The following is a 19,563-nucleotide window of genomic DNA, read 5'->3' on the forward strand; positions in this document are numbered from 1 at the left end:
GGGTCATCACACCGTATCGAGCCACAGCGGCTGGTTCAGCCCTGCGACAAATTCGGCGTGGCGCGCGAGTTCGGCGGCCGACGCCATATGGGGACGAGGTTCGCGAAAGGGACGATCGGAACGGGGCGAAGCGACGGCACCCGGCGCCGCAGAGATGGATTCGCCCGCGGCGGCGGCGCCCAGACCGAGTCCGATCTGCCGCCCGCCGGTCATCTCGATATAAAGATGCGCAAGCAGTTCGGCGTCGAGCAGCGCGCCATGTTTGACGCGGTGGCTGCGATCAATGCCATAGCGCGTGCAGAGCGCATCGAGGCTGTGCTTCGCGCCCGGATGGAGCTTTCTTGCCATCTGCACGGTGCAGCACATGCGCGTCATGTCGAGCGCCGGGCGGCCCGCCCGCGCGAGTTCGGCGTTGACGAAACCGAAGTCGAAGACGGCATTGTGGGCGACCAGCGGCGCATCGCCCAGAAATTCCAGCAATTCATCGACGCGGCTCGCGAACAAGGGCTTGTCCGACAGGAACTGGATCGACAGCCCGTGGACCGCTTCGGCGGCAGCCGGCATATCGCGCTCGGGATTGAAATAGGCGTGGAAGGTGACGCCGGTCTCGCGGCGGTCGATCAGTTCGACGCACCCGATTTCGACCAGCCTGTCCCCGGTCCTGGGATCGAAACCCGTGGTTTCGGTATCGAAGATAATTTCACGCATCGAAGCCATAATCTGGACCCTATCGGGCGCGGAAACAAGAGGCGATGAAGCGAATTTGCCGGTGCGTCTCGCTTTTGGGACGGCCCGTTTCGATGATGAAATCGGCGCGCGCGCGCTTGACGCGATCGGGCACCTGCAACCGGCGTATCGCCTTCAGCTTGGCCGCGGTCATGCCCGGCCGGCGCATCACACGCTTGCGCTGCATCCACGCGGGCGCCGAAACGACGGCGATCGCACCGACCCGGCGCCAGCCGCCCTTTTCAAACAGGAGCGGAATGTCGAGCACAATGACGTCGCGCGCCCGGTTTTCGGCGAGAAAGCGTTTCTGCGCCTTGCCGACGGCCGGGTGGACGATCGCTTCCAATGCGGCGAGTTCGTGCGTGTTGCCGAGCACGAGTTGTCCGAGTTTCTGCCGGTCGACCCCCTTTGGGCCCGTGGTGCCGGGAAAGCGCGCCTCGATCGCGGCGACGAGCGCGCCGCCCGGCCCCTGAAGCCGATGCACTTCGGCATCGGCGTCGAACACCGGGACGCCTTCGCGTTCAAACATCGCCGCCGCGGTCGATTTCCCCATGCCGATCGACCCGGTGAGCCCGATGATGAAGGGGCGGCGAAGCCGCGAGCCGGGACGCGGGCGGTGCGTCATGCCGTCAAAAGCGCGCGAAGCTCTTCGTCGCGGCCTTCGGGCGGCGACGCCCCGAAAAAGAGTTCAAAAGCCAGCGCGGCCTGACCGATCAACATGTCGAGCCCATCGACGGTATCGAGCCCGCGCGCTTCGGCCGCCTTGAGCAGCCCGGTCTGGAGCGGCGAATAAACAAGATCATACACGATCGCCCCGTCCGGAAGCGGCGCCAGGTCGATGTCGAGCGGCGGCTGGCCCTTCATGCCGAGGCTGCTGGAATTGACGAGCAGCGCCACCGGCGGAAGCTGTGCGTCGAGGGCGACGACCTCGCCCTTGAGCCCGAAGGTCGCAAGCAGGCCCATCGCCTTTAACGGTGAGCGGTTGAGGATGGTGACCGACCCGACATTGGCGCGCGCGAGCGCGAACAGCACCGCGCGCGCGGCGCCGCCGGCGCCCACAACGGCAACCGGCGCGCCGTCGAGATCCAGTTCGGCGAGAGGCGAATAAAAGCCCGCGGCATCGGTGTTGGTGCCGATCAGCGATCCGTCCTTTTGCCGGACGATCGTATTCATGGCCCCGATCGTGCCGCGGATATTGCCGGGATCGTCGACAAGTTCCATCACCGCGCCCTTGTGCGGCATGGTGACATTGCAGCCGCGCCAGTCGGGATCGCTGCGGCGCCGGGCGATATAGGCGGCGAGCTCTTCCGGCGTCACATGCGCGCGGCGATAATCGCCGGCCAGCCCGAGCGATCGGAGCCAGAAACCGTGAATCAGCGGCGATTTCGACTGGGCGATCGGATCGCCGATCACGTCGGCATATGGGACATTAGTCATAGGATTTTCGCTCATTTCCGGGCCAGTCCGATGGTGCGCAGCCATGCCATCAGGGGGAGCATCGGCATGCCGATGATGGTCCAGGGATCGCCTTCGACCCGGTCGAACAATTGCACGCCCGCGCCTTCGATTTCGTAACAGCCGACGGTCCAGCGGATGCTGTCCCATTCGCGCGCGACATAGTCGGCAATGAAAGCGTCGGACAGGGGACGCATCCACAGCTTCGCCTCGCCGATCGCGCGCCAGACGGGCGCGCCGTCGCGGGCGGCGACCACCGCGCTGAACAGGCGGTGGCGGGTTCCGGCCATGCGGCGCAAGTGATCGGCCGCCGCTTCGGGGCTTTCGGGTTTCGACAGCATCGAGCCGCCGTCGAGGGCGAGGGTGGAGTCCGCCCCCAGCACGGTGACGCCGGGCAGCCGCGACGAGATTTTGACCGCCTTCGCCTCGGCCAGCGCGTCGGCGATGTTGCGCGGGGTCTGGCCGGTCGCAAGCAACGCGGCGGTAAGCGCCTCTTCGTCAACATGCGCAGCGCTGGTTTCAAAATCGAGCCCGGCGGCGCGGAGCATCGCGGCGCGACCGCTGCTTTGCGAAGCGAGGAGGAGGGTCATGCCCCCATGCTCGCGCCGCGATCCTCGACCAGCTTGATCACCGCCGCGGCGGTTTCCTCGATCGATCGGCGGGTGACGTCGATCACCGGCCAGCCATTGTCGGCGAACATTCGCCGCGCATAGGCCAATTCGGCCTTTACCCGCTCGTCATCGACATAACTCGTCTCTGGCGCCTGATTCAGCGAAAGCAGCCGGTTGCGGCGGACCTGCACCAGACGGTCGAGCCCTGTCGTCAGCCCGACGACCATCGGGCGCTTCAGATTATAGAGCGCGGGCGGCGGCGGCGATTCGGGAACGATCGGGATATTCGCGGTCTTGAACCCCCGATTGGCAAGATAGATGCTGGTCGGGGTTTTTGAGGTCCGCGACACCCCCGCCAGAACGATATCGGCCTGCTCCCAATTTTCCCATCCGATGCCGTCGTCATGGGCGACGGTGAACTGGATCGCCTCGACCCGCGCAAAATAGGCGGCGTCGAGCACATGCTGGCGGCCGGGGCGTGCCTTCGCCTCCTGCCCCAGCATCCGCGACAAGGCATCGGTGACCGCGTCGAGCGCGGCCACGGTCGGCAGGTTCAGCGCGCCGGCACGGCGTTCGAGGCTGACGCGCAGCTCGCCATTGACGAGGGTGAAGAGGATCATGCCCGGACTTGCCTGCACTTCGGCCATGATGCGGTCGAGATGCGACTCCGACCGGACCATCGGCCAGAAATGGCGCACGACTTCGACATCGTCGAACTGCGCGATCGCCGCCTTGGCGATGTTTTCGAGTGTCTCGCCCGTGGAGTCGGATATGAGATGAAGGTGGAGCCGGCCCATCGCGCCACCATGGCGGCCATCGGCCGAAAAAGGCAATCCCGATCGGGGCCGGACGACAAAAAAGGGGGCTGTGGATAAGTTTTGCATAACCGCAGGGACGGTTTGGGCAGACAATATTCGTCCTCGGTGGTGCCGATTCCGCTCTATCACTTTTCCACAAGGGATGAATCTTATCCACAGGCTGTGAATTAGGGGGAAAGCGGCGAACGACTCTGTGCAACGCCGCCCGCCATGGAGAGTCAAGCTGTTGGCAAAATGGACGCCCCAGCCTAAAGCCGCGCTTGTCCGCCGACCAACAAACAACCACAATCATATTTATATATTTATGAAGAGAGAAAGAGGGGCCGCGTGAAAGCGACACCGAAGAAGCTGCTAGCGACGTTGCGCGGTGAGCGGCACGAGCGCCCACCGCTCTGGCTGATGCGCCAGGCCGGACGCTATCTGCCGGAATATCGTGCCCTTCGCGAGACCAAGGGCGGATTCCTCGAGCTTTGCTACGATCCCGAAGCCGCAGCCGAAGTGACGCTGCAGCCGATCCGTCGCTTTGGCTTTGACGGTTCGATCCTCTTCTCCGACATCCTCGTCATCCCGCATGCACTCGGCCAGAATCTGTGGTTCGAGGCGGGCGAAGGGCCGCGGCTCGCGCCACCGCTTGTCGATACGGCATTATCGGCGCTGGAAGCCGCGCCGCAGCGCCTAGACCCCATTTACGCAACCGTCGCACGGGTCGCGGCGGCGCTGCCGCCCGAAACCACCTTCCTGGGCTTTGCAGGAAGCCCGTGGACGGTCGCGACCTATATGGTGGCGGGGCAGGGGTCGAAGGACCAGGCTACCGCCCGGCGCCTCGCCTATGGCGACCCGGTGGCGTTCCAGGCGATCATCGATGCGATCGTCGAACTGAGCATAACCTATCTGTCGGGGCAGATCGAGAATGGCGTCGATGCGGTGCAATTGTTCGACAGCTGGGCCGGGAGCCTCAGCCCCGCGCAATATGAGCAATGGGTGATCGCGCCGAATGCCGAGATCGTCCGCCGGTTGCGGACATTGCACCCCGATACGCCGATCATCGGCTTTCCCAAAGGCGCCGGTGGAAAACTCCGCGCCTATGCTGACGAAACCGGGGTCGATGCGGTCGGGCTTGACGAAACGGTCGATCCGGCATGGGCCGACAAGACGCTGCCGACGGGCCTCCCGGTGCAGGGCAATCTCGACCCGCTTGCGCTCGTCGCCGGCGGCCCGGCGCTCGACGCGGCGATAGACCGCATCCTTGCGGCGTTCCCGTCGCGCCCCCATATCTTCAACCTCGGCCATGGGATCGTGCCCGACACGCCGATCGCCCATGTCGAACATCTGATCAAACGGGTTCGCGGCGGATAAATATGGAATTGGCTGGTTTTCTGGGGGCGACGATGCTTTGGGTCAAAGCCGCGCATATCATTTTCGTCATCTTCCTGATGGCCGGCCTGTTCATGATGCCGCGCTTTTTCGTCTATCATCATCAATGTCCGGTCGGGTCCGACGAGGACAGGAAGTGGATCGAACGCGAGGACCGGCTGCGGCGGATCATCCTGAACCCCGCGCTGATTATCGTGTGGATCTTCGGGCTGATGCTCGCCTTCAACGGCGACTATTGGCGCGAAGGCTGGTTCATTGCCAAGTTGGTGCTGGTGCTGGCGCTGTCGGGTTATCATGGCTGGATGATCGGCTATGCGAAAAAGCTGGCATGCGGGCTTCGTCCGCTCAGTGAAAAGCGGCTTCGCCTGCTCAACGAAGTGCCAGGAATCGCCGCGGCGATCATCGTGATCCTTGTCGTGGTTCGCCCTTGAATCCCGGTCCGTCGGGCGCTGCCCGATTGACTTGCACCCGGCCCGGTTATAGGGGCCGACCAACCCCGCCTCGTGCGGGCGGCGCTTTCTGGCGCCGACGCTATCTGTAACGGTCGTCCCACGGCCGGATAGGCACCCCAGCGGTGCATCGAAATCGACTGTATCTTTCTCCTGAAAATCGACCCGGAATCCATCCATGCATCTTAAAGAACTCAAGACCAAATCGCCCGCCCAGCTCGTCGAAATGGCGGAAGAACTGGGTGTCGAGGGCGCATCGACGCTGCGCAAGCAGGACCTGATGTTCTCGATCCTGAAAGAACTTGCCGAAGAGGGCGAGGAAATCATCGGATCGGGCACGATCGAGGTTCTCCCGGACTCGTTCGGTTTCCTGCGCTCGTCCGATGCCAATTATCTTGCGGGTCCCGACGACATCTATGTCTCGCCGAACCAGGTTCGCAAATATGGCCTGCGCACCGGCGACACCGTCGAGGGCGAGATTCGGGCGCCGCGCGACGGCGAACGCTATTTTGCGCTGACCAAGCTGATCAGCGTCAATTTCGACGATCCCGACGTCGTGCGCCATCGCGTCAATTTCGACAATCTGACGCCGCTTTATCCGAACCAGAAGCTCTCGCTCGACACCGTCGACCCGACGGTCAAGGACAAGTCGGCGCGTGTCATCGACCTTGTCAGTCCGCAGGGCAAGGGCCAGCGCGCGCTGATCGTTGCGCCGCCGCGCACCGGCAAGACCGTGCTGCTCCAGAATATCGCCAAGGCGATCACCGACAACCATCCCGAGGTCTATCTGATCGTCCTGCTGGTCGACGAACGGCCCGAGGAAGTCACCGACATGCAGCGCAGCGTGAAGGGCGAGGTCGTGTCCTCGACCTTTGACGAACCCGCGACGCGCCACGTCCAGGTCGCTGAAATGGTGATCGAAAAGGCCAAGCGCCTGGTCGAGCACAAGAAGGATGTCGTCATCCTGCTCGATTCGATCACGCGCCTCGGCCGCGCCTACAACACCGTCGTCCCGTCGTCGGGCAAGGTGCTGACCGGCGGTGTCGATGCCAATGCGCTCCAGCGTCCCAAGCGCTTTTTCGGCGCCGCGCGCAACATCGAAGAGGGCGGTTCGCTCTCGATCATCGCAACCGCGCTGATCGACACCGGCAGCCGCATGGACGAAGTGATCTTTGAAGAGTTCAAGGGCACGGGTAACTCCGAAATCGTGCTCGATCGCAAGGTCGCCGACAAGCGCATCTTCCCGTCGCTCGACGTTGGCAAGTCGGGCACCCGCAAGGAAGAATTGCTCGTCGAAAAAGACAAATTGTCGAAAATGTGGGTGCTGCGCCGCATTCTCATGCAGATGGGGACGATCGACGCGATGGAATTCCTGCTCGACAAGATCAAGGATTCCAAGACCAACGAAGATTTCTTCGACAGCATGAACCAGTAAGCGAACGCAATGGCCGTCATCGAACATGCCTTGCTTCCCGTGCGTGCGGGGAGCGAGGCGGGTTTCGAGGCGGCCGTCGCCGAAGCACGGCCGCTGATTGCGGCGTCGCCGGGGTTCATCTCGCTGGAGATCCGCCGGCCGGTCGAACAAGGGCAGCCCTATCTGCTTCTGGTCCAATGGCGTTCGGTCGAGGACCATCGCGACGGTTTTCGGACCTCTGATCGCTATCAGCAATGGCGCCGCTTGCTGCACCGCTTCTACGACCCCGTTCCCGAGGTCCGCTATTTCGGCGATCCGCTGTGATCCAGATGCTGCGCCGCTGCCAAGAATATAGGGGCCGGCCCAGGCGGGGCTGGCAATTTTCGGCCCGCTTCCCATCTTCCACCCATGTCCAAGTTGCATATGACCCGCGTCGCCGTCGGCTGCGCCGACTATTCGGCGCTCGAAGCGCGGATTGCCAACTATGCTGAGCGCGGCGAGATTCGATTCACCACGCGCTTTCGACCGAAGCGCGCCGACGAGCTGATTGGCGGCAAGCTGCATTTCATCGTGAAACATGCGCTCGTCGGGCGCGTCGAAATCCTGCGCTTCGACGATCGCAGCGATGGGCGGATCGATATCATATGCGTTGCCGATCTGGAACGCGTCCATCCGCAGCCCAAGCGCGCGCACCAGGGGTGGCGCTATCTGGCCAACGCGGATGCGCCCCAGGGCATCGACGACGACAGTGGGGTTGGCGCTTTGCCTCCCGAACTCTATCGAGAGCTGGCCGAGCTGATGCTGATCTAGCGCGCTTGCGCCGCCAGCATTTCGCCCATCTTTTCCCAGACCTTGTTGATCGCCTTCAGCGGCCGAACCATCACCTTGAAATCGCTTATTTTTCCTTCATCATTCCAGCGAATGATGTCGACGCCGTTGATCTGAATTCCGTCGAGCTCGGTCTGGAATTCGAGCATCGCCTGGTCGCCGTCGACGATTTCCCGCAAATAGCGGAAATGCTCGCCGCCGAGCACATGGCTGGCGGCGTGGAGATAGGCGAACACCTTGTCGCGACCGGCCTGCGGCGTGTGGACGACGGGGGAGTGGAATATCGCATCCTCGGCGAGCAGGCCGTGCAGCGCCTGCGGATCGCCGCCGTCCGCCATATAGGCGTGCCAGGCGGCGAGACCGGGGTGCGTGCTCATGCCAGATGCTCGGCGAAAAAGGCGCGGGTGCGTCCATCGGCAAGCTGGGCGCCTTCTTCGTTGCGGCGATTGCCCATGGTGGCTGCGAAACCATGATCGAGACCTTGGTAATCGTGCAGCGTCACTTTCGGATGCGGGTCGAGTCCGTCGTGAATGCGCTTTTGCGCGTCATGGTCGACCAAATGGTCCTCCGTCGGGATGTGGAGCATCAGCGGGTGCGCGATGGCATGGCTTTCGTTCAGCATCTGGTCGATCATGACGCCATAATAGCCGACCGAGGCGCTCACGTCGGTGCGTGCGGCAGCCATATAGGCGAGGCGCCCGCCAAGGCAGAAGCCGACGCAACCGACTTTGGACGCACCCTGGCCATGAAGCCATTTGATGGACGCCTCGATATCCTTGACCCCGTCGTCGGCGTCATATTGGCCGAAATAGCCGAAGGCTTCCTGCAATTCGGCCTCAACATCGGGGTTCAGCTCGACGCCGGGGGCGAAGCGCCAGAAAATGTCAGGCGCGATCGCCAGATAGCCTTCGGCCGCCCAGTCGTCGCATTTCTTGCGGATACCCGCATTCACACCGAAAATTTCCGGAATAACGATGATCGCACGCGCGCTGTCGGCATCGGGACGCGCGACATAGGCGGGAATGGTGCCGGCGCCGTCCAGCGTCGGGATATCGGTGTTCGTTGCGGCCATGTGGGGAGCTCTCCTGTCTCTTGCTTCTTTGCTGTGAAAGCGCGAAGCTAGCGGGGCCGCGGGAATGGCTCAAGCGGCTAACGGGCATTTTCGGGGCGGAGACAGGCCATGAAATTCAATATCGAAATCGATTGCACCCCCGAGGAGGCGCGGCGGTTGTTCGGGCTTCCCGACCTCGAACCGCTTCACGATATCTATCTCGACCGCGTCAAGGAATTGATGGCGAAGGGGATTACACCCGACATGGTGCAGTCGATGGTCAAGACCTGGGTGCCGATGGGCGGCAGCGGGCTTGAACTCGTGCAGTCGCTGCTCGGCCAGTTTGGCGGCGGACTGATGGGTGGGACGTCGAAGTCGAGCGACGCGGCCGATGACGACAAGCCTGCCAAGGGGCGCAAGAGCTGATTCAGGCCGTTGTAAGCGATACGATTTTCGCGCTGTCGAGCGGGATGCCGCCCGCAGCGATCGGCGTCGTGCGCATCAGCGGCCCCGGCGCGGGCGAAGCGCTGCGAGCACTGGCGGGGCGATTGCCCGATGCGCGCCGCGCGTCGCTCGCGGAGTTGAAGGATGCCGATGGTGCAGCCCTCGATCGGGCATTGATTCTCTGGTTTCCGGGGCCGGCGACGGCGACGGGCGAGGATCTGGCCGAGTTGCATTTGCACGGCGGCCGGGCGGTCGTTGCGGCGGTCGAGGCGGCGCTCGGAGTGATTCCGGGGCTGCGGCGCGCCGATCCGGGCGAATTTACGCGGCGCGCGTTCGAGAATGGGCGGATCGACCTCGCCGAGGCCGAAGGGCTCGCCGACCTGCTGGCGGCCGAGACCGAGAGCCAGCGTGTGCAGGCGCTGGGCATGGCGAGCGGGCATGTGTCGCGCGCGGTGGCGGCGTGGCAGGATCGGTTGCTCCACCTGATGGCGGGGGCCGAGGCCGAACTGAATTTCGCTGACGAAGATGATGTCGAAGTGGGCGAGGGTGCTGCGCAGCGCCTCGTTGCGGGGATGGGCGGGCTGGCGGCGGAATTGGGGACCTGGCTGGAGCGGCCGGCGGCTGAGGTCATCGCCGAAGGGCTGTCGGTGGTGATCGCGGGACCGCCGAATGCTGGAAAATCAACACTTATCAATGCGTTGGCTCAGCGTGAGTTGGCGATTGTGTCGCCGATAGAGGGCACGACGCGTGACGTGATCGAAACGCCGCTCGCGCTCGATGGGATCGCAATGCGCTTTTCCGACACGGCAGGTATCCGCGCCGAAGGTGCCGATGTTGTCGAGGCGATCGGGATCGACCGTGCTCGAGCGGCGGTCGAGGCGGCCGACATCCTGCTGTGGCTGGGGTCGCCGAAGGACGCGCCCGCGCACCCGCGCGCGATCCTGGTCGCCGCGCAAGCCGATCGCTGGCGCGGCGATGCCGCAGCCGAAGCGCGCGCGGCGCATTGCGACCTGACATTGTCGGCAGCGACGGGCGTGGGGTTGGACAGGCTCCACGCCTATATCGTCGCGATGGCGCGGACGCTGCTGCCGCGCGAGGGCGAAGCGGCGCTGCGCCAGCGCCAGCGCGCGGCGCTCGCCGAGGCAAAGGATTGGCTCACAATTGTCGCAGGATCGCGCGAAGCGGGGGATTTAATTCTATTGGCAGAGCGGCTTAGGCTAGCCGCAACGGCACTCGACCGCATCACAGGGCGCGCGGGCGTCGAAGAGATGCTCGACGCGCTATTTGGCCGTTTCTGCATCGGCAAATGACGTTCCACGTGAAACATCGCATGGTGTCGGCGCCAGTGGATTCGCGACGCGCTTTCGTCTAAGAGCGCGGCAATCATGCAGGATTCAGATATTTTCGATGTCATCGTCGTCGGCGGTGGGCATGCTGGAACCGAGGCGGCCGCAGCTGCTGCGCGGCTCGGCGCGCGCGTCGCGCTCGTCAGTTTCGATCCGGCGCTGATCGGGACGATGTCGTGCAACCCGGCGATCGGCGGACTGGGCAAAGGTCATCTGATGCGCGAAGTCGATGCGCTCGACGGCTGGATGGCGCGCGCCGCCGACGCGGCCGCGATCCATTACCGAATGCTCAATGCATCGAAGGGCGCGGCGGTGCAGGGGCCGCGCATCCAGGCCGACCGAAAACTTTACCGCGAGGCGATCCAGAAATTTCTTGCGGCAGAGGAGATGATCACGGTCGTCGCGGGAGAGGCGGCGGCGCTGCGGCTGTCGGACGAGGGACGCGTCGAGGGACTCGACCTGGCCGATGGAACGATCCTGCGCGCGCGGGCGGTCGTTCTTGCGACGGGGACCTTCCTTGGCGGCAGGTTGTTCCGCGGCGAGGAGCGGATGGAGGGCGGACGTGTCGGCGAAGCGGGGGCACACCAGCTAGCCCAACAGCTTCGCCGCGCCGACCTGCCGATGGCGCGGCTCAAGACGGGAACGCCGCCACGGCTCGACGGACGAACGATCGACTGGGCGCGGCTCGACGAACAGGCGTCCGACAGCGCCGAAGGGGCGACCTGGACCTGTTCCACGTGGAACAGCGCACGGACCGTGCCGCAGATTTTCTGCGCCATCACGCGAACGAACCCGGCAAGCCACGCGATCATCGCGGCCAATCTCGACCGTTCGCCGCTGTTTACCGGCGCCATCGGCGCGGCCGGACCGCGCTATTGCCCGTCGATCGAAGACAAGATTCACCGTTTTGCCGACCGCGACGGGCACCAGGTCTTTCTCGAACCCGAAGGACTCGATACGCATCTCGTCTATCCGAACGGGATATCGACCTCGCTGCCGGCCGATGTGCAGCTTTCGATGTTGCGCACGATGGCAGGCCTAGAGACGGTCGAGATGGTCGTTCCCGGCTATGCGGTTGAATATGATCATATCGACCCGCGCGCGCTTGACCGGACGTTGCAGGTCCGCGCCTTGCCGGGACTTTGGTGCGCCGGGCAGATCAACGGCACGACAGGATATGAGGAAGCGGCGGCGCAGGGGTTGATCGCGGGTGCCAACGCGGCGCTGGCGGTGCAGGATCACGCGCCGCTCATCCTCGATCGGAGCATATCCTACATCGGCGTGATGGTCGATGACCTGGTGCTGCAAGGCGTGACCGAGCCGTACCGCATGCTGACCGCCCGCGCCGAATATCGGCTGCGGCTCCGCGCCGACAATGCGGTGACGCGACTGACGCCGATGGGAATCGATTTGGGATTGGTGCGGCCCGCAACAGCTGCGTTGTTCGCGGCGCGGCAAAGCGAACGCGCGCGAATCGCCGGGCTGCTCGACGCGCCGGTGGCGACCGCCGACTATGCCGCCGTCGGTCTGGGGCTGCCGGGCGATGGCATTGCCCGCAAGCGGATCGATCTTTTGCGCTACCCGGATATGACGACCTCGCGCCTTGCGCTGCTGGCTCCGGACCTGAAAATGACCGATCCGGCCATTCTGGCGGAGGTGGTCGAGGATGCCCATTATGCACCCTATATCGCGCGTCAAGATGCCGAGTTGCGCGCCTTGGCAGCGAACGAGGCCATCGCACTCGATCCGGCGCTCAACTATGGCGCAATCGGCGGTTTGTCGCGCGAGATGGTCGAGCGGCTGACCAAGGCCCAGCCCGAGACATTGGGACAAGCGGCACGGATCGACGGCGTAACCCCCGCGGCGCTCACCGCGATCATGGTGCATAGCCGGCGGCGCGCCGCGTGACCTTTACGCTCGATAGCGAAGAGGCGGCGCGTGCATGGGTCGAAGACACCTTCGCGCCGACCGCCGATCAATGGCGCAAACTGGACCATTTCGTCGCGTTGCTCATCGCCGCGAATGCGGAGCAGAATCTGGTCGCGGCGTCGACGATCCCGACCATGTGGGTGCGCCATATCGCGGACAGTGCGCAGCTGTTGACCTTTGATAGCCGTGATGGCGAGGGGCTGTGGATCGACCTGGGGAGCGGCCCGGGGTTGCCGGGGCTCGTCGTTACGATCCTGTCTGCGCGGCCGATGCTGCTCGTCGAATCACGAAAACGGCGTTGCGAGTTCCTGCGCGCCGTGATTGGCGAGCTGCGACTGGGCCATGTCGAAGTCGCCGAGGCGCCGCTCGAGCGCGTCGCAACGCGGCCCGCGGCAACGATCAGCGCGCGTGCTTTCGCGCCGCTCGACCGATTGCTCGATCTGTCCGCCCGTTTTTCCACCGAATCGACGCACTGGCTGCTGCCAAAAGGCCGAAACGCAGTTAAGGAACTGGCATTGCTGCCCCAGCCATGGCAGAGAATGTTCCACGTGGAACAGAGCCGCACCGACGCCGAGAGCCAGATTTTGGTCGGAACCGGAAAGATCGGCGGAAAACAGCGAGGAAAGCGATGATCCGCATTGCCGTGGCGAACCAGAAGGGCGGGGTCGGCAAGACGACGACCGCGATCAATCTGGCGACCGCGCTCGCGGCGACGGGCTGGCGCACGCTGATTATCGATCTCGATCCGCAGGGCAATGCCTCGACGGGATTGGGGATCAAGCAGTCGCAGCGTGACCGTTCGAGTTATGAACTTCTCCGCGGCGACGCGACGCTCGCCGAATGCGCAATCCCGACCGCAGTGCCGCGGCTCGACATCGTCAGTGCGACGGTCGATCTTTCGGGGGCGGAGATCGAGCTGATCGAATTTCAGGACCGGCTTCACCGCCTGCAACAGGCGCTGTCGAGCGCCGAGGCTGGGCAGTGGGACATCTGCCTGATCGACTGCCCGCCCTCGCTCGGCATGTTGACGCTCAACGCGCTGATTGCCGCCGAATCGCTGATCGTGCCGCTGCAATGCGAATTTTTCGCGCTCGAAGGATTGAGCCAGCTGCTCACCACGGTCGAGCGCGTTCGCGAACGCTTCAACCAGAAATTGTCGATTCTTGGCGTTGCATTGACGATGTTCGACCGGCGCAACAGGTTGACCGACCAGGTGTCCGACGATGTGCGCGAAGTGCTGGGCCCGGTGGTGTTCGAGACCGTAATTCCGCGCAACGTGCGCCTGTCGGAGGCGCCCAGCCATGGCTTGCCTGCGCTGATCTATGACCATCGGTGCGCCGGATCGGCGGCGTATATCGCGCTGGCGCGCGAGTTGATCGACCGCCTTCCCAACGTCCGCAAGGCTGCTTAAATGTCTGATAAAAAAGACGAAACAGGACCGGAAACGACGCCTGTCCGCAAACGTCCGTCGGGGCTGGGGCGCGGGCTCAACGCGCTGTTCGGCGACGTTGCTGTCGAGGCGCCGGTGCTGGCAACACAAGGCGGGGCGGCAAAGGCTGCGGCGTCGGTTTCGGGTGACGCCGTGCAGCATATCGGGGTCGGGTCGATCCGCCCGCTTCCCGGCCAGCCGCGTCGCCATTTCGATGAAAATGCGATCGCCGAGCTGGCCGATTCGATCGGGCTGCGCGGACTGTTGCAGCCGATCATCGTCCGGCGCGCGCCCGATGGCGATGGTTATCAGCTCGTCGCCGGCGAACGGCGCTGGCGTGCGGCCCAGCGCGCGGGATTGCACCAGATTCCGGCGCTCGTGCGCGAACTCGACGATGCGGCGACCTATGAAATTGCGCTGGTCGAGAATATCCAGCGCCAGGATCTGAACGCGATCGAAGAGGCGAGCGCCTATCGCCGCCTGATCGACGATTTCGGGCATAATCAGGAGGCGCTGGCGAAACTCGTCGGCAAGTCGCGCAGCCATGTCGCGAATCTGATGCGCCTGCTCGACCTGCCCGACAGTGTCCAGTCGCTTGTTGGCGACGGTTCGCTGGCGATGGGCCATGCGCGGGCGCTGATCGGCGCCCCCGATGCCGAAGCGATCGCGCGCCGCGTCGCGAAAGAGGGGTTGTCGGTTCGTGCGGTCGAGGCGCTGGTGCGTTCCGCCAAAGATGGAACGACGCCGCGCAAGGCGCCGCTGGAATATAAGAGCATGGATGGCGCGCGCGATCCCGACATCGTGGCGGTCGAACGCCATCTGTCCGAACTGCTGGGTATCGGAGTCGCGATCCAATATGCGGGCGGCGGCAAGGGGGCGTTGACGCTGAAATTCGCGTCGCTCGACCAGCTCGACATGATCTGCCAGCGGCTGAGCGGCGAGGGCATCTGACCGTTTCGCGAACGGCGCGGGCGAATCGACGCGGCGCGGGGCGCTTAATTTGTGCCAGTCCGGGCCGTTAAAGACCGACGGGCGGTCTCCATGACCCCAGTAGAATCGGGTTAAATCCCTGATTTATATCGCTTACCATAGGTGGGGCGAGCCAATTCCTAATGCGCTGTTAACCAAGCTTGCTGGCAAAGCCTGAACAGGTCGCCCCTTAAAGAGGTCGGCGAATGGGGTGGGATATCCATTCGTGTTTCGATGTCTGTTTCAGAATTCAAGGGACCAAATCATATGCGCAACTTTGGAATGAAGCGCGCCCTCGTGGGCGCCGCGATTGCTGCCTTCGCCATGAACGCCTCGGCGGCCCATGCGGCGTCGGCCACCGGCACGGCGACGGCCAAGATCCTGCGCCAGATCACGCTCACCAAGACCAGCGACCTGCAATATGCGACGATCATCAGCGGCGCGACCGCGTCGACGGTCGCCGTGTCGACCGCTGGTGCCGCGACCTGCGGCGCGGGCCTGACCTGCACGGGGACGACGACGGCCGGGAGCTTCGACGTCCAGGGCACGAGCGGTGCAGTGGTGCTGGTCGGCGGCGATTCGAGCGTCACGCTCAACGGATCGCTCGGCGGCACGATGACCTCGACGCTGAGCTATTCGGCGCCGAACATCACGCTCGGCGCGACCGGCGGCAGCTTTCAGGTCGGCGGCACGCTGAGCGTTGGCGCCAACCAGGCGTCGGGCGACTATTCGGGGTCGTTCAACGTTACTGCCAACTACCAGTAATTTGGGGAACTGGCGGGCCAAGATCCGCCAGCGGCAAAAAATGGGGTCGCCGGGCGCAGGTCCGGCGGCCCTTTTTGTGCCAATCGCTGTCTTGGTTAGCGAAATATAAACCATGTTGGCGCAGGCAGGATGCGACCATCGGGACGGTGTGGGGCCGTTTCCCGGACGATTGTGGGGATCGTATCCATGTTTCGCTTTCTGAAGGCCTTTGGCCTGTTTATCGCGGCTGCGTTCGGCACCGCGGTATCGCCCGCGCTGGCGGCGGGCGACCTGCTCGTCGCGCCGACGCGCGTCATTCTCGACGGATCGCGCGGGACCGAGGTGGTGCTCAACAATATCGGTGCCGAGCCGGCCACCTATCGCATCAGCCTTGAGATCAAGCGGATGACCGCCGAGGGCGGACTCGACGAGATCGCCGAAGAGAATGTGACTCCGGCCGAACGGACGGCGCTCGACATGATCGCGTTCAGCCCGCGCCGCGTGACGCTGCCGCCCAACCAGCCGCAGGTCGTGCGCGTGGGGGTGCGCCTGCCCGAAGGGACGCCGCCGGGCGAATATCGCGCGCATATGTTGTTCCGGTCGATCCCCGACGCGGCGTCGGCCACCGAAGCGAAACCGGCGACTGGCGGTGTGTCGATCGCCTTGACCCCGATCTATGGCATCACGATCCCCGTCATCGTGCGCGTGGGCGACCTGGGCGCGGCGGCGGTGATCGGCGAGGCGTGGGTGAGCGACACTCCGGACGGTCCTGCTTTCAATTTCGACCTGGCGCGCAGCGGCAACCGATCGGTCTATGGCGACATCGAGGTGACGCGGCCGGGGGTCGCCGAGCCCCTGCTCGTTGCACGCGGGATCGCGGTCTATCCCGAGGTGGCCCAGCGCAAGGTGTCGCTGCGCGTCCCGGACGAGCTGGCTGCAAAGCTGAAGGGGCCGGTGCGCATCCGCTATAGCGAGGACCGCGAAATCGGCGGCGGCACGATCGACGAGGCCGAACGGGTGGTGAAGTGATTCGGTAGCAGCGGGGCGAAGCGGGCGGGACGATGATCCGCGCGGCGCTTGCACGATGGAAGCCGGTCGTCATGGCCGGGCTGGCGCTGGCGGGGCTTTGTTCCACCGGCGCGCAAGCCGTGGAAGCAAGGCCCGTTGCGCTGGCGGCCGATTCCTGGGTGCCCAGCGAGGACGATAGCTGGCTGTTCGATGTGCGGTCGGGACAATATCGCCTGGGCGACGGGGTGCGCGGCTATCAGACGCCGGATGGGATATGCGTCGACCTGGGCGATGTCGTGCTGGCGCTCGACCTCGCGGTGCGCATCGACAAGAAGTTGCGCCGCGCAACCGGCTGGGTATTCGACGAGCGGCGCAGTTTGACGATCGATCGCGATGCGGGCGAGGTGCGCGCGGGCAGCCAGGCCTTCCGGATCGGCCCATCGACCATTCGCGATACGCCGGCGGGCTGGTGCGTCGACCTCGACAGCCTGAACGGCTGGCTGGGCGTGCCGCTCGCCGCCGATATGTCGAACGCAGTGCTGCGTATCGATTCCAAGGACAAATTGCCGTTCCAGCTGGCCGCCGAACGCCGCGCGCGGGCCGCCGCGATCCGCCCGCAAGCGCAGTTCGACCTCGCCAGCCTGCCGCAGGCGGCGCGGCCCTATCAGGCGTGGGCGCCGCCGTCGGTCGATGTCGTCGCGTCGGCGGGCGTGGTGTCGGACAAGCGCGGCGGGTCCTATGCGCAGGCGCGTTACGAGATTTTCGCGGCCGGCGAGCTGTTGGGGCAGAGCTTTGACGCGCGCCTGTCGTCGGACAATGAGGCGGTGCCCGACAGTTTGCGGATGCGGCTCTATCGCACCGATCCGCAGGGCCGGTTGCTGGGGCCGTTGAAGGCCACGCATTATGGCCTGGGCGACGTCAGCCTGTTGTCGACGGGGATCGTCGCGGCGTCGGCGTCGGGGCGCGGTGCGGTGCTCACCAATCGTCCGGTCGAGCGTCCCGATGCCTTTGACAAGACGACGTTCCGCGGCGATTTGCCCGCGGGCTGGGACGCCGAACTTTATCGAAACGGCCAACTGCTCGCTTTCACCAGCCCCAATGGGGACGGCCGCTACGAATTTATCGACGTGCCGCTGCAATATGGCGCCAACCGCTTCGAGATCGTGCTGTACGGCCCGCAGGGGCAAATCCGGCGCGAAATCAAACAGGTGCAGGTGGGTATGGATTCGATTCCGCCGCAGCAGACCTGGTATTGGGCGGGCTTCGCGCAGGAAAATGCCGACCTGGTCGAATTTGGGAGCGCGCGGCGCGGCGCGTTCCGGCGCGGCTGGCGCGGAACCATGGGCATCGAGCGCGGGCTCGATACGCGCACGTCGGCCGCGGCCTATTTCCACAGCCTGATGATCGAGAATGTCCGTTACAATTACGGCGAGGTTGCGCTGCGACGTTCGATCGGGCCGACCCTGCTCGAGGTCGGAGGCAGCTACGCCGACACGTCGCGAGGAGGCGGGGGCGGCTTTGCGGCGCGCGCCAGCTGGCTTGCCGCGTTCGGCGAAACCTATGTCCGCGCCGATGCGATGCGCGGCTGGGGCGGGTTTGTGTCGGATCGATTCCTCGGCAATATCGACGGACAATATTCGGTTTCGGTCGATCAGTCGGTGGCGCTGGGACGGACGGTGCTGCCGCTCCATTTCGACGTGCGGCAGGTCGAGCGGCGATCGGGGGTCGAAAGCCTGGAGGCCAGCGCGCGCGCCTCGGCGAGTTTCCGCGCGCTGACCTTTACCGGCCAGCTCGACTGGAGCCGCACCAAAGTGCCCGTCGGCCCCGATCCGCCTGACAATCTTTCCGCCACCCTGCTCGCGAACGCCCGGATCGGGCGCGTCCGCCTGCGCGGCGAGGCGCGCTTTGCGCTGTCCGGCGACAATAGCGATACCCGCATGACGATGATCGGTGAATGGGCCGGAAAGGGCGACGCCGAATGGCGCGCGGAGCTGGGGTATGATCGCGGGCTCGATCGCGCGCGCGCGGGCCTGGGATATACGCGCCGTTTCGACAAGTTGCAGCTGACGGGTTTCGGCGAGGTCGCGAGCGACGGGTCGGTCGCGGCGTCGCTGGCGCTTGCGTTCAGCTTCGGCCCCAAATCGGATGGCGGTTGGCGCATATCGGCCGAAAAGCTCGCGAGCCGCGGTCAAGTGATCGCCGATGTGTGGATGGACGAAAATGGGGACGGGGTCCGCCAGCCCGGCGAAGCCGCGCTGCCCGGCATCCCCCTGACCGCCGGAAATGCCGTGGTTGAATCGGCGACCGACCGCGAGGGGCGGGGACGGATCGACGGGCTCGAGCCATTTCGTCCGGTGATGATCGGCATCGACGCGGGCAGCCTGCCCGACCCCTATGTCCAGCCCGCGCTGCCCGGTGTGGTCGTGTCGCCGCGGCCCGGTGTGGCGACGCGCGTCGCGCTGCCGATGACCGCCGCTGGCGAGATCGAGGGGACGCTGCGGCGCGACGGCGGCAATCCCGTCGAGGGCCTGAGCGTCGAACTGATCGATGCCGAGGGACGCGTGCGCGGGGCGACGCTGACCGAATTCGACGGATATTTCCTTTTTGAAAGCGTCGCTTACGGACGCTACACCGTTCGGCTGGGCAAGGCGTCGGCGGCGGCGCTGCGGCTCGACGGCGGTTTTGCGATCGCCGCGGTGCCGGGCAAGGCCAACCCGCGCGTCAGGCTGGGCACGCTGGTGCTGAAGCCGCTGCGCCGCGACATGGCTGTGCAGGATGAGGGGGCAAAGGGCGCGGACAACGGCGCGCGAGCGCCGCCGGGCGCGGGGTTGTAGGCGTCCTTTTCGGCTCCGGGGAGCGAGCCGCGCTACGGTTCAAAGTTCAGGAAAGTTCAGCCTTGTGCGACTCGCGATCTGAACCTCGACCGGGCGGACGTACCGGCCGCGCGCCACGATGGGGGGGAGATGGG

General features: G+C 64.9%; 21 protein-coding genes. 14 read left to right on the forward strand and 7 right to left on the reverse strand.

Going from position 1 to position 19,563, the window contains the following annotated elements:
* Positions 1 to 6: 6 nt before the first annotated feature.
* Genes dnaQ through A3E77_RS10305 form a run of 5 tightly spaced genes read right to left on the reverse strand, consistent with a single transcriptional unit; the run spans position 7 to position 3,589 of the window.
* Entirely contained in the window at positions 7 to 708 is a 702-nt protein-coding gene (dnaQ, locus tag A3E77_RS10285; protein ID WP_293645601.1) for a DNA polymerase III subunit epsilon, read from the reverse strand.
* Positions 709 to 727: 19 nt separating this feature from the next.
* The gene (gene coaE / locus A3E77_RS10290; RefSeq protein ID WP_293645603.1) at positions 728 to 1,351 is read right to left on the reverse strand and encodes a dephospho-CoA kinase; all 624 of its coding nucleotides are present in this window, start codon (positions 1,349 to 1,351) and stop codon (positions 728 to 730) included.
* Positions 1,348 to 2,163: a shikimate dehydrogenase gene (gene aroE, locus A3E77_RS10295; protein ID WP_293645605.1), complete on the reverse strand. Its 816-nt coding sequence runs from the start codon at positions 2,161 to 2,163 to the stop codon at positions 1,348 to 1,350. The genes coaE and aroE overlap by 4 nt, the downstream gene beginning before the upstream one ends.
* An 11-nt stretch (positions 2,164 to 2,174) precedes the next feature.
* The gene (locus A3E77_RS10300) at positions 2,175 to 2,771 is read right to left on the reverse strand and encodes a Maf family protein (RefSeq protein ID WP_293645607.1); all 597 of its coding nucleotides are present in this window, start codon (positions 2,769 to 2,771) and stop codon (positions 2,175 to 2,177) included.
* Positions 2,768 to 3,589, reverse strand: coding sequence for a pyruvate, water dikinase regulatory protein (locus A3E77_RS10305; RefSeq protein ID WP_293645609.1), 822 nt, complete (start codon positions 3,587 to 3,589; stop codon positions 2,768 to 2,770). The genes A3E77_RS10300 and A3E77_RS10305 overlap by 4 nt, the downstream gene beginning before the upstream one ends.
* A 348-nt stretch (positions 3,590 to 3,937) precedes the next feature.
* Here A3E77_RS10305 and hemE point away from each other — a divergent pair, with 348 nt between their 5' ends.
* The 5 genes from hemE to A3E77_RS10330 all read left to right on the forward strand — a co-directional run bounded on the left by hemE (position 3,938) and on the right by A3E77_RS10330 (position 7,657).
* Positions 3,938 to 4,966 carry a uroporphyrinogen decarboxylase gene (gene hemE / locus A3E77_RS10310; RefSeq protein WP_293645611.1) on the forward strand — a complete coding sequence of 343 codons (1,029 nt, stop codon included), beginning with the start codon at positions 3,938 to 3,940 and terminating at the stop codon, positions 4,964 to 4,966.
* A gap of 2 nt (positions 4,967 to 4,968) precedes the next feature.
* Positions 4,969 to 5,415: a CopD family protein gene (locus A3E77_RS10315; protein ID WP_293645613.1), complete on the forward strand. Its 447-nt coding sequence runs from the start codon at positions 4,969 to 4,971 to the stop codon at positions 5,413 to 5,415.
* A 196-nt stretch (positions 5,416 to 5,611) separates the two neighbouring features.
* Complete coding sequence (gene rho, locus A3E77_RS10320; RefSeq protein WP_293645615.1) at positions 5,612 to 6,868, forward strand: transcription termination factor Rho; 1,257 nt, start codon at positions 5,612 to 5,614, stop codon at positions 6,866 to 6,868.
* Between the two features lie 9 nt (positions 6,869 to 6,877).
* The gene (locus A3E77_RS10325) at positions 6,878 to 7,171 is read left to right on the forward strand and encodes an antibiotic biosynthesis monooxygenase family protein (RefSeq protein WP_293645617.1); all 294 of its coding nucleotides are present in this window, start codon (positions 6,878 to 6,880) and stop codon (positions 7,169 to 7,171) included.
* 84 nt (positions 7,172 to 7,255) lie between these two features.
* The gene (locus A3E77_RS10330) at positions 7,256 to 7,657 is read left to right on the forward strand and encodes a DUF1489 domain-containing protein (protein WP_293645619.1); all 402 of its coding nucleotides are present in this window, start codon (positions 7,256 to 7,258) and stop codon (positions 7,655 to 7,657) included.
* On the opposite strand, the gene A3E77_RS10335 is transcribed toward A3E77_RS10330, so the two are convergent.
* Together A3E77_RS10335 and A3E77_RS10340 are read right to left on the reverse strand one after the other, a co-directional pair.
* Positions 7,654 to 8,052 carry a nuclear transport factor 2 family protein gene (locus A3E77_RS10335; protein ID WP_293645621.1) on the reverse strand — a complete coding sequence of 133 codons (399 nt, stop codon included), beginning with the start codon at positions 8,050 to 8,052 and terminating at the stop codon, positions 7,654 to 7,656. The two genes, A3E77_RS10330 and A3E77_RS10335, sit on opposite strands and share 4 nt — an antisense overlap.
* Entirely contained in the window at positions 8,049 to 8,747 is a 699-nt protein-coding gene (locus A3E77_RS10340; protein ID WP_293645623.1) for a dienelactone hydrolase family protein, read from the reverse strand. The genes A3E77_RS10335 and A3E77_RS10340 overlap by 4 nt, the downstream gene beginning before the upstream one ends.
* Positions 8,748 to 8,855: 108 nt before the next feature.
* On the opposite strand from A3E77_RS10340, the gene A3E77_RS10345 reads away from it, so the two are divergent.
* The 9 genes from A3E77_RS10345 (at position 8,856) to A3E77_RS10385 (ending at position 19,429) form a co-directional block, all read left to right on the forward strand.
* A complete protein-coding gene (locus tag A3E77_RS10345; protein ID WP_293645625.1) occupies positions 8,856 to 9,152 on the forward strand; it encodes a DUF6489 family protein in 297 nt (98 codons plus the stop codon).
* Between the two features lie 23 nt (positions 9,153 to 9,175).
* Positions 9,176 to 10,480, forward strand: a complete 1,305-nt coding sequence (mnmE, locus tag A3E77_RS10350) for a tRNA uridine-5-carboxymethylaminomethyl(34) synthesis GTPase MnmE (RefSeq protein ID WP_293645693.1) — start codon at positions 9,176 to 9,178, stop codon at positions 10,478 to 10,480.
* Positions 10,481 to 10,555: 75 nt separating this feature from the next.
* Positions 10,556 to 12,424 carry a tRNA uridine-5-carboxymethylaminomethyl(34) synthesis enzyme MnmG gene (gene mnmG, locus A3E77_RS10355; protein WP_293645627.1) on the forward strand — a complete coding sequence of 623 codons (1,869 nt, stop codon included), beginning with the start codon at positions 10,556 to 10,558 and terminating at the stop codon, positions 12,422 to 12,424.
* Positions 12,421 to 13,077, forward strand: a complete 657-nt coding sequence (gene rsmG / locus A3E77_RS10360; protein ID WP_293645629.1) for a 16S rRNA (guanine(527)-N(7))-methyltransferase RsmG — start codon at positions 12,421 to 12,423, stop codon at positions 13,075 to 13,077. The genes mnmG and rsmG overlap by 4 nt, the downstream gene beginning before the upstream one ends.
* Positions 13,074 to 13,856, forward strand: a complete 783-nt coding sequence (locus A3E77_RS10365; RefSeq protein WP_293645631.1) for a ParA family protein — start codon at positions 13,074 to 13,076, stop codon at positions 13,854 to 13,856. Before rsmG ends, A3E77_RS10365 begins: the two co-directional genes overlap by 4 nt.
* Positions 13,857 to 14,825 (forward strand): ParB/RepB/Spo0J family partition protein, encoded by a 969-nt coding sequence (locus tag A3E77_RS10370; RefSeq protein WP_293645633.1) that lies wholly within the window; start codon positions 13,857 to 13,859, stop codon positions 14,823 to 14,825.
* A 300-nt stretch (positions 14,826 to 15,125) separates the two neighbouring features.
* Positions 15,126 to 15,608: a DUF4402 domain-containing protein gene (locus tag A3E77_RS10375; protein ID WP_293645635.1), complete on the forward strand. Its 483-nt coding sequence runs from the start codon at positions 15,126 to 15,128 to the stop codon at positions 15,606 to 15,608.
* A 186-nt stretch (positions 15,609 to 15,794) separates the two neighbouring features.
* Complete coding sequence (locus A3E77_RS10380) at positions 15,795 to 16,616, forward strand: fimbrial biogenesis chaperone (RefSeq protein WP_293645637.1); 822 nt, start codon at positions 15,795 to 15,797, stop codon at positions 16,614 to 16,616.
* A 32-nt stretch (positions 16,617 to 16,648) separates the two neighbouring features.
* Entirely contained in the window at positions 16,649 to 19,429 is a 2,781-nt protein-coding gene (locus tag A3E77_RS10385) for a carboxypeptidase regulatory-like domain-containing protein (RefSeq protein WP_293645639.1), read from the forward strand.
* Positions 19,430 to 19,563: the final 134 nt, after the last annotated feature.

The sequence above is a fragment of the Sphingopyxis sp. RIFCSPHIGHO2_12_FULL_65_19 genome (genome assembly GCF_001830555.1).
Classification (GTDB): Bacteria; Pseudomonadota; Alphaproteobacteria; order Sphingomonadales; family Sphingomonadaceae; genus Sphingopyxis.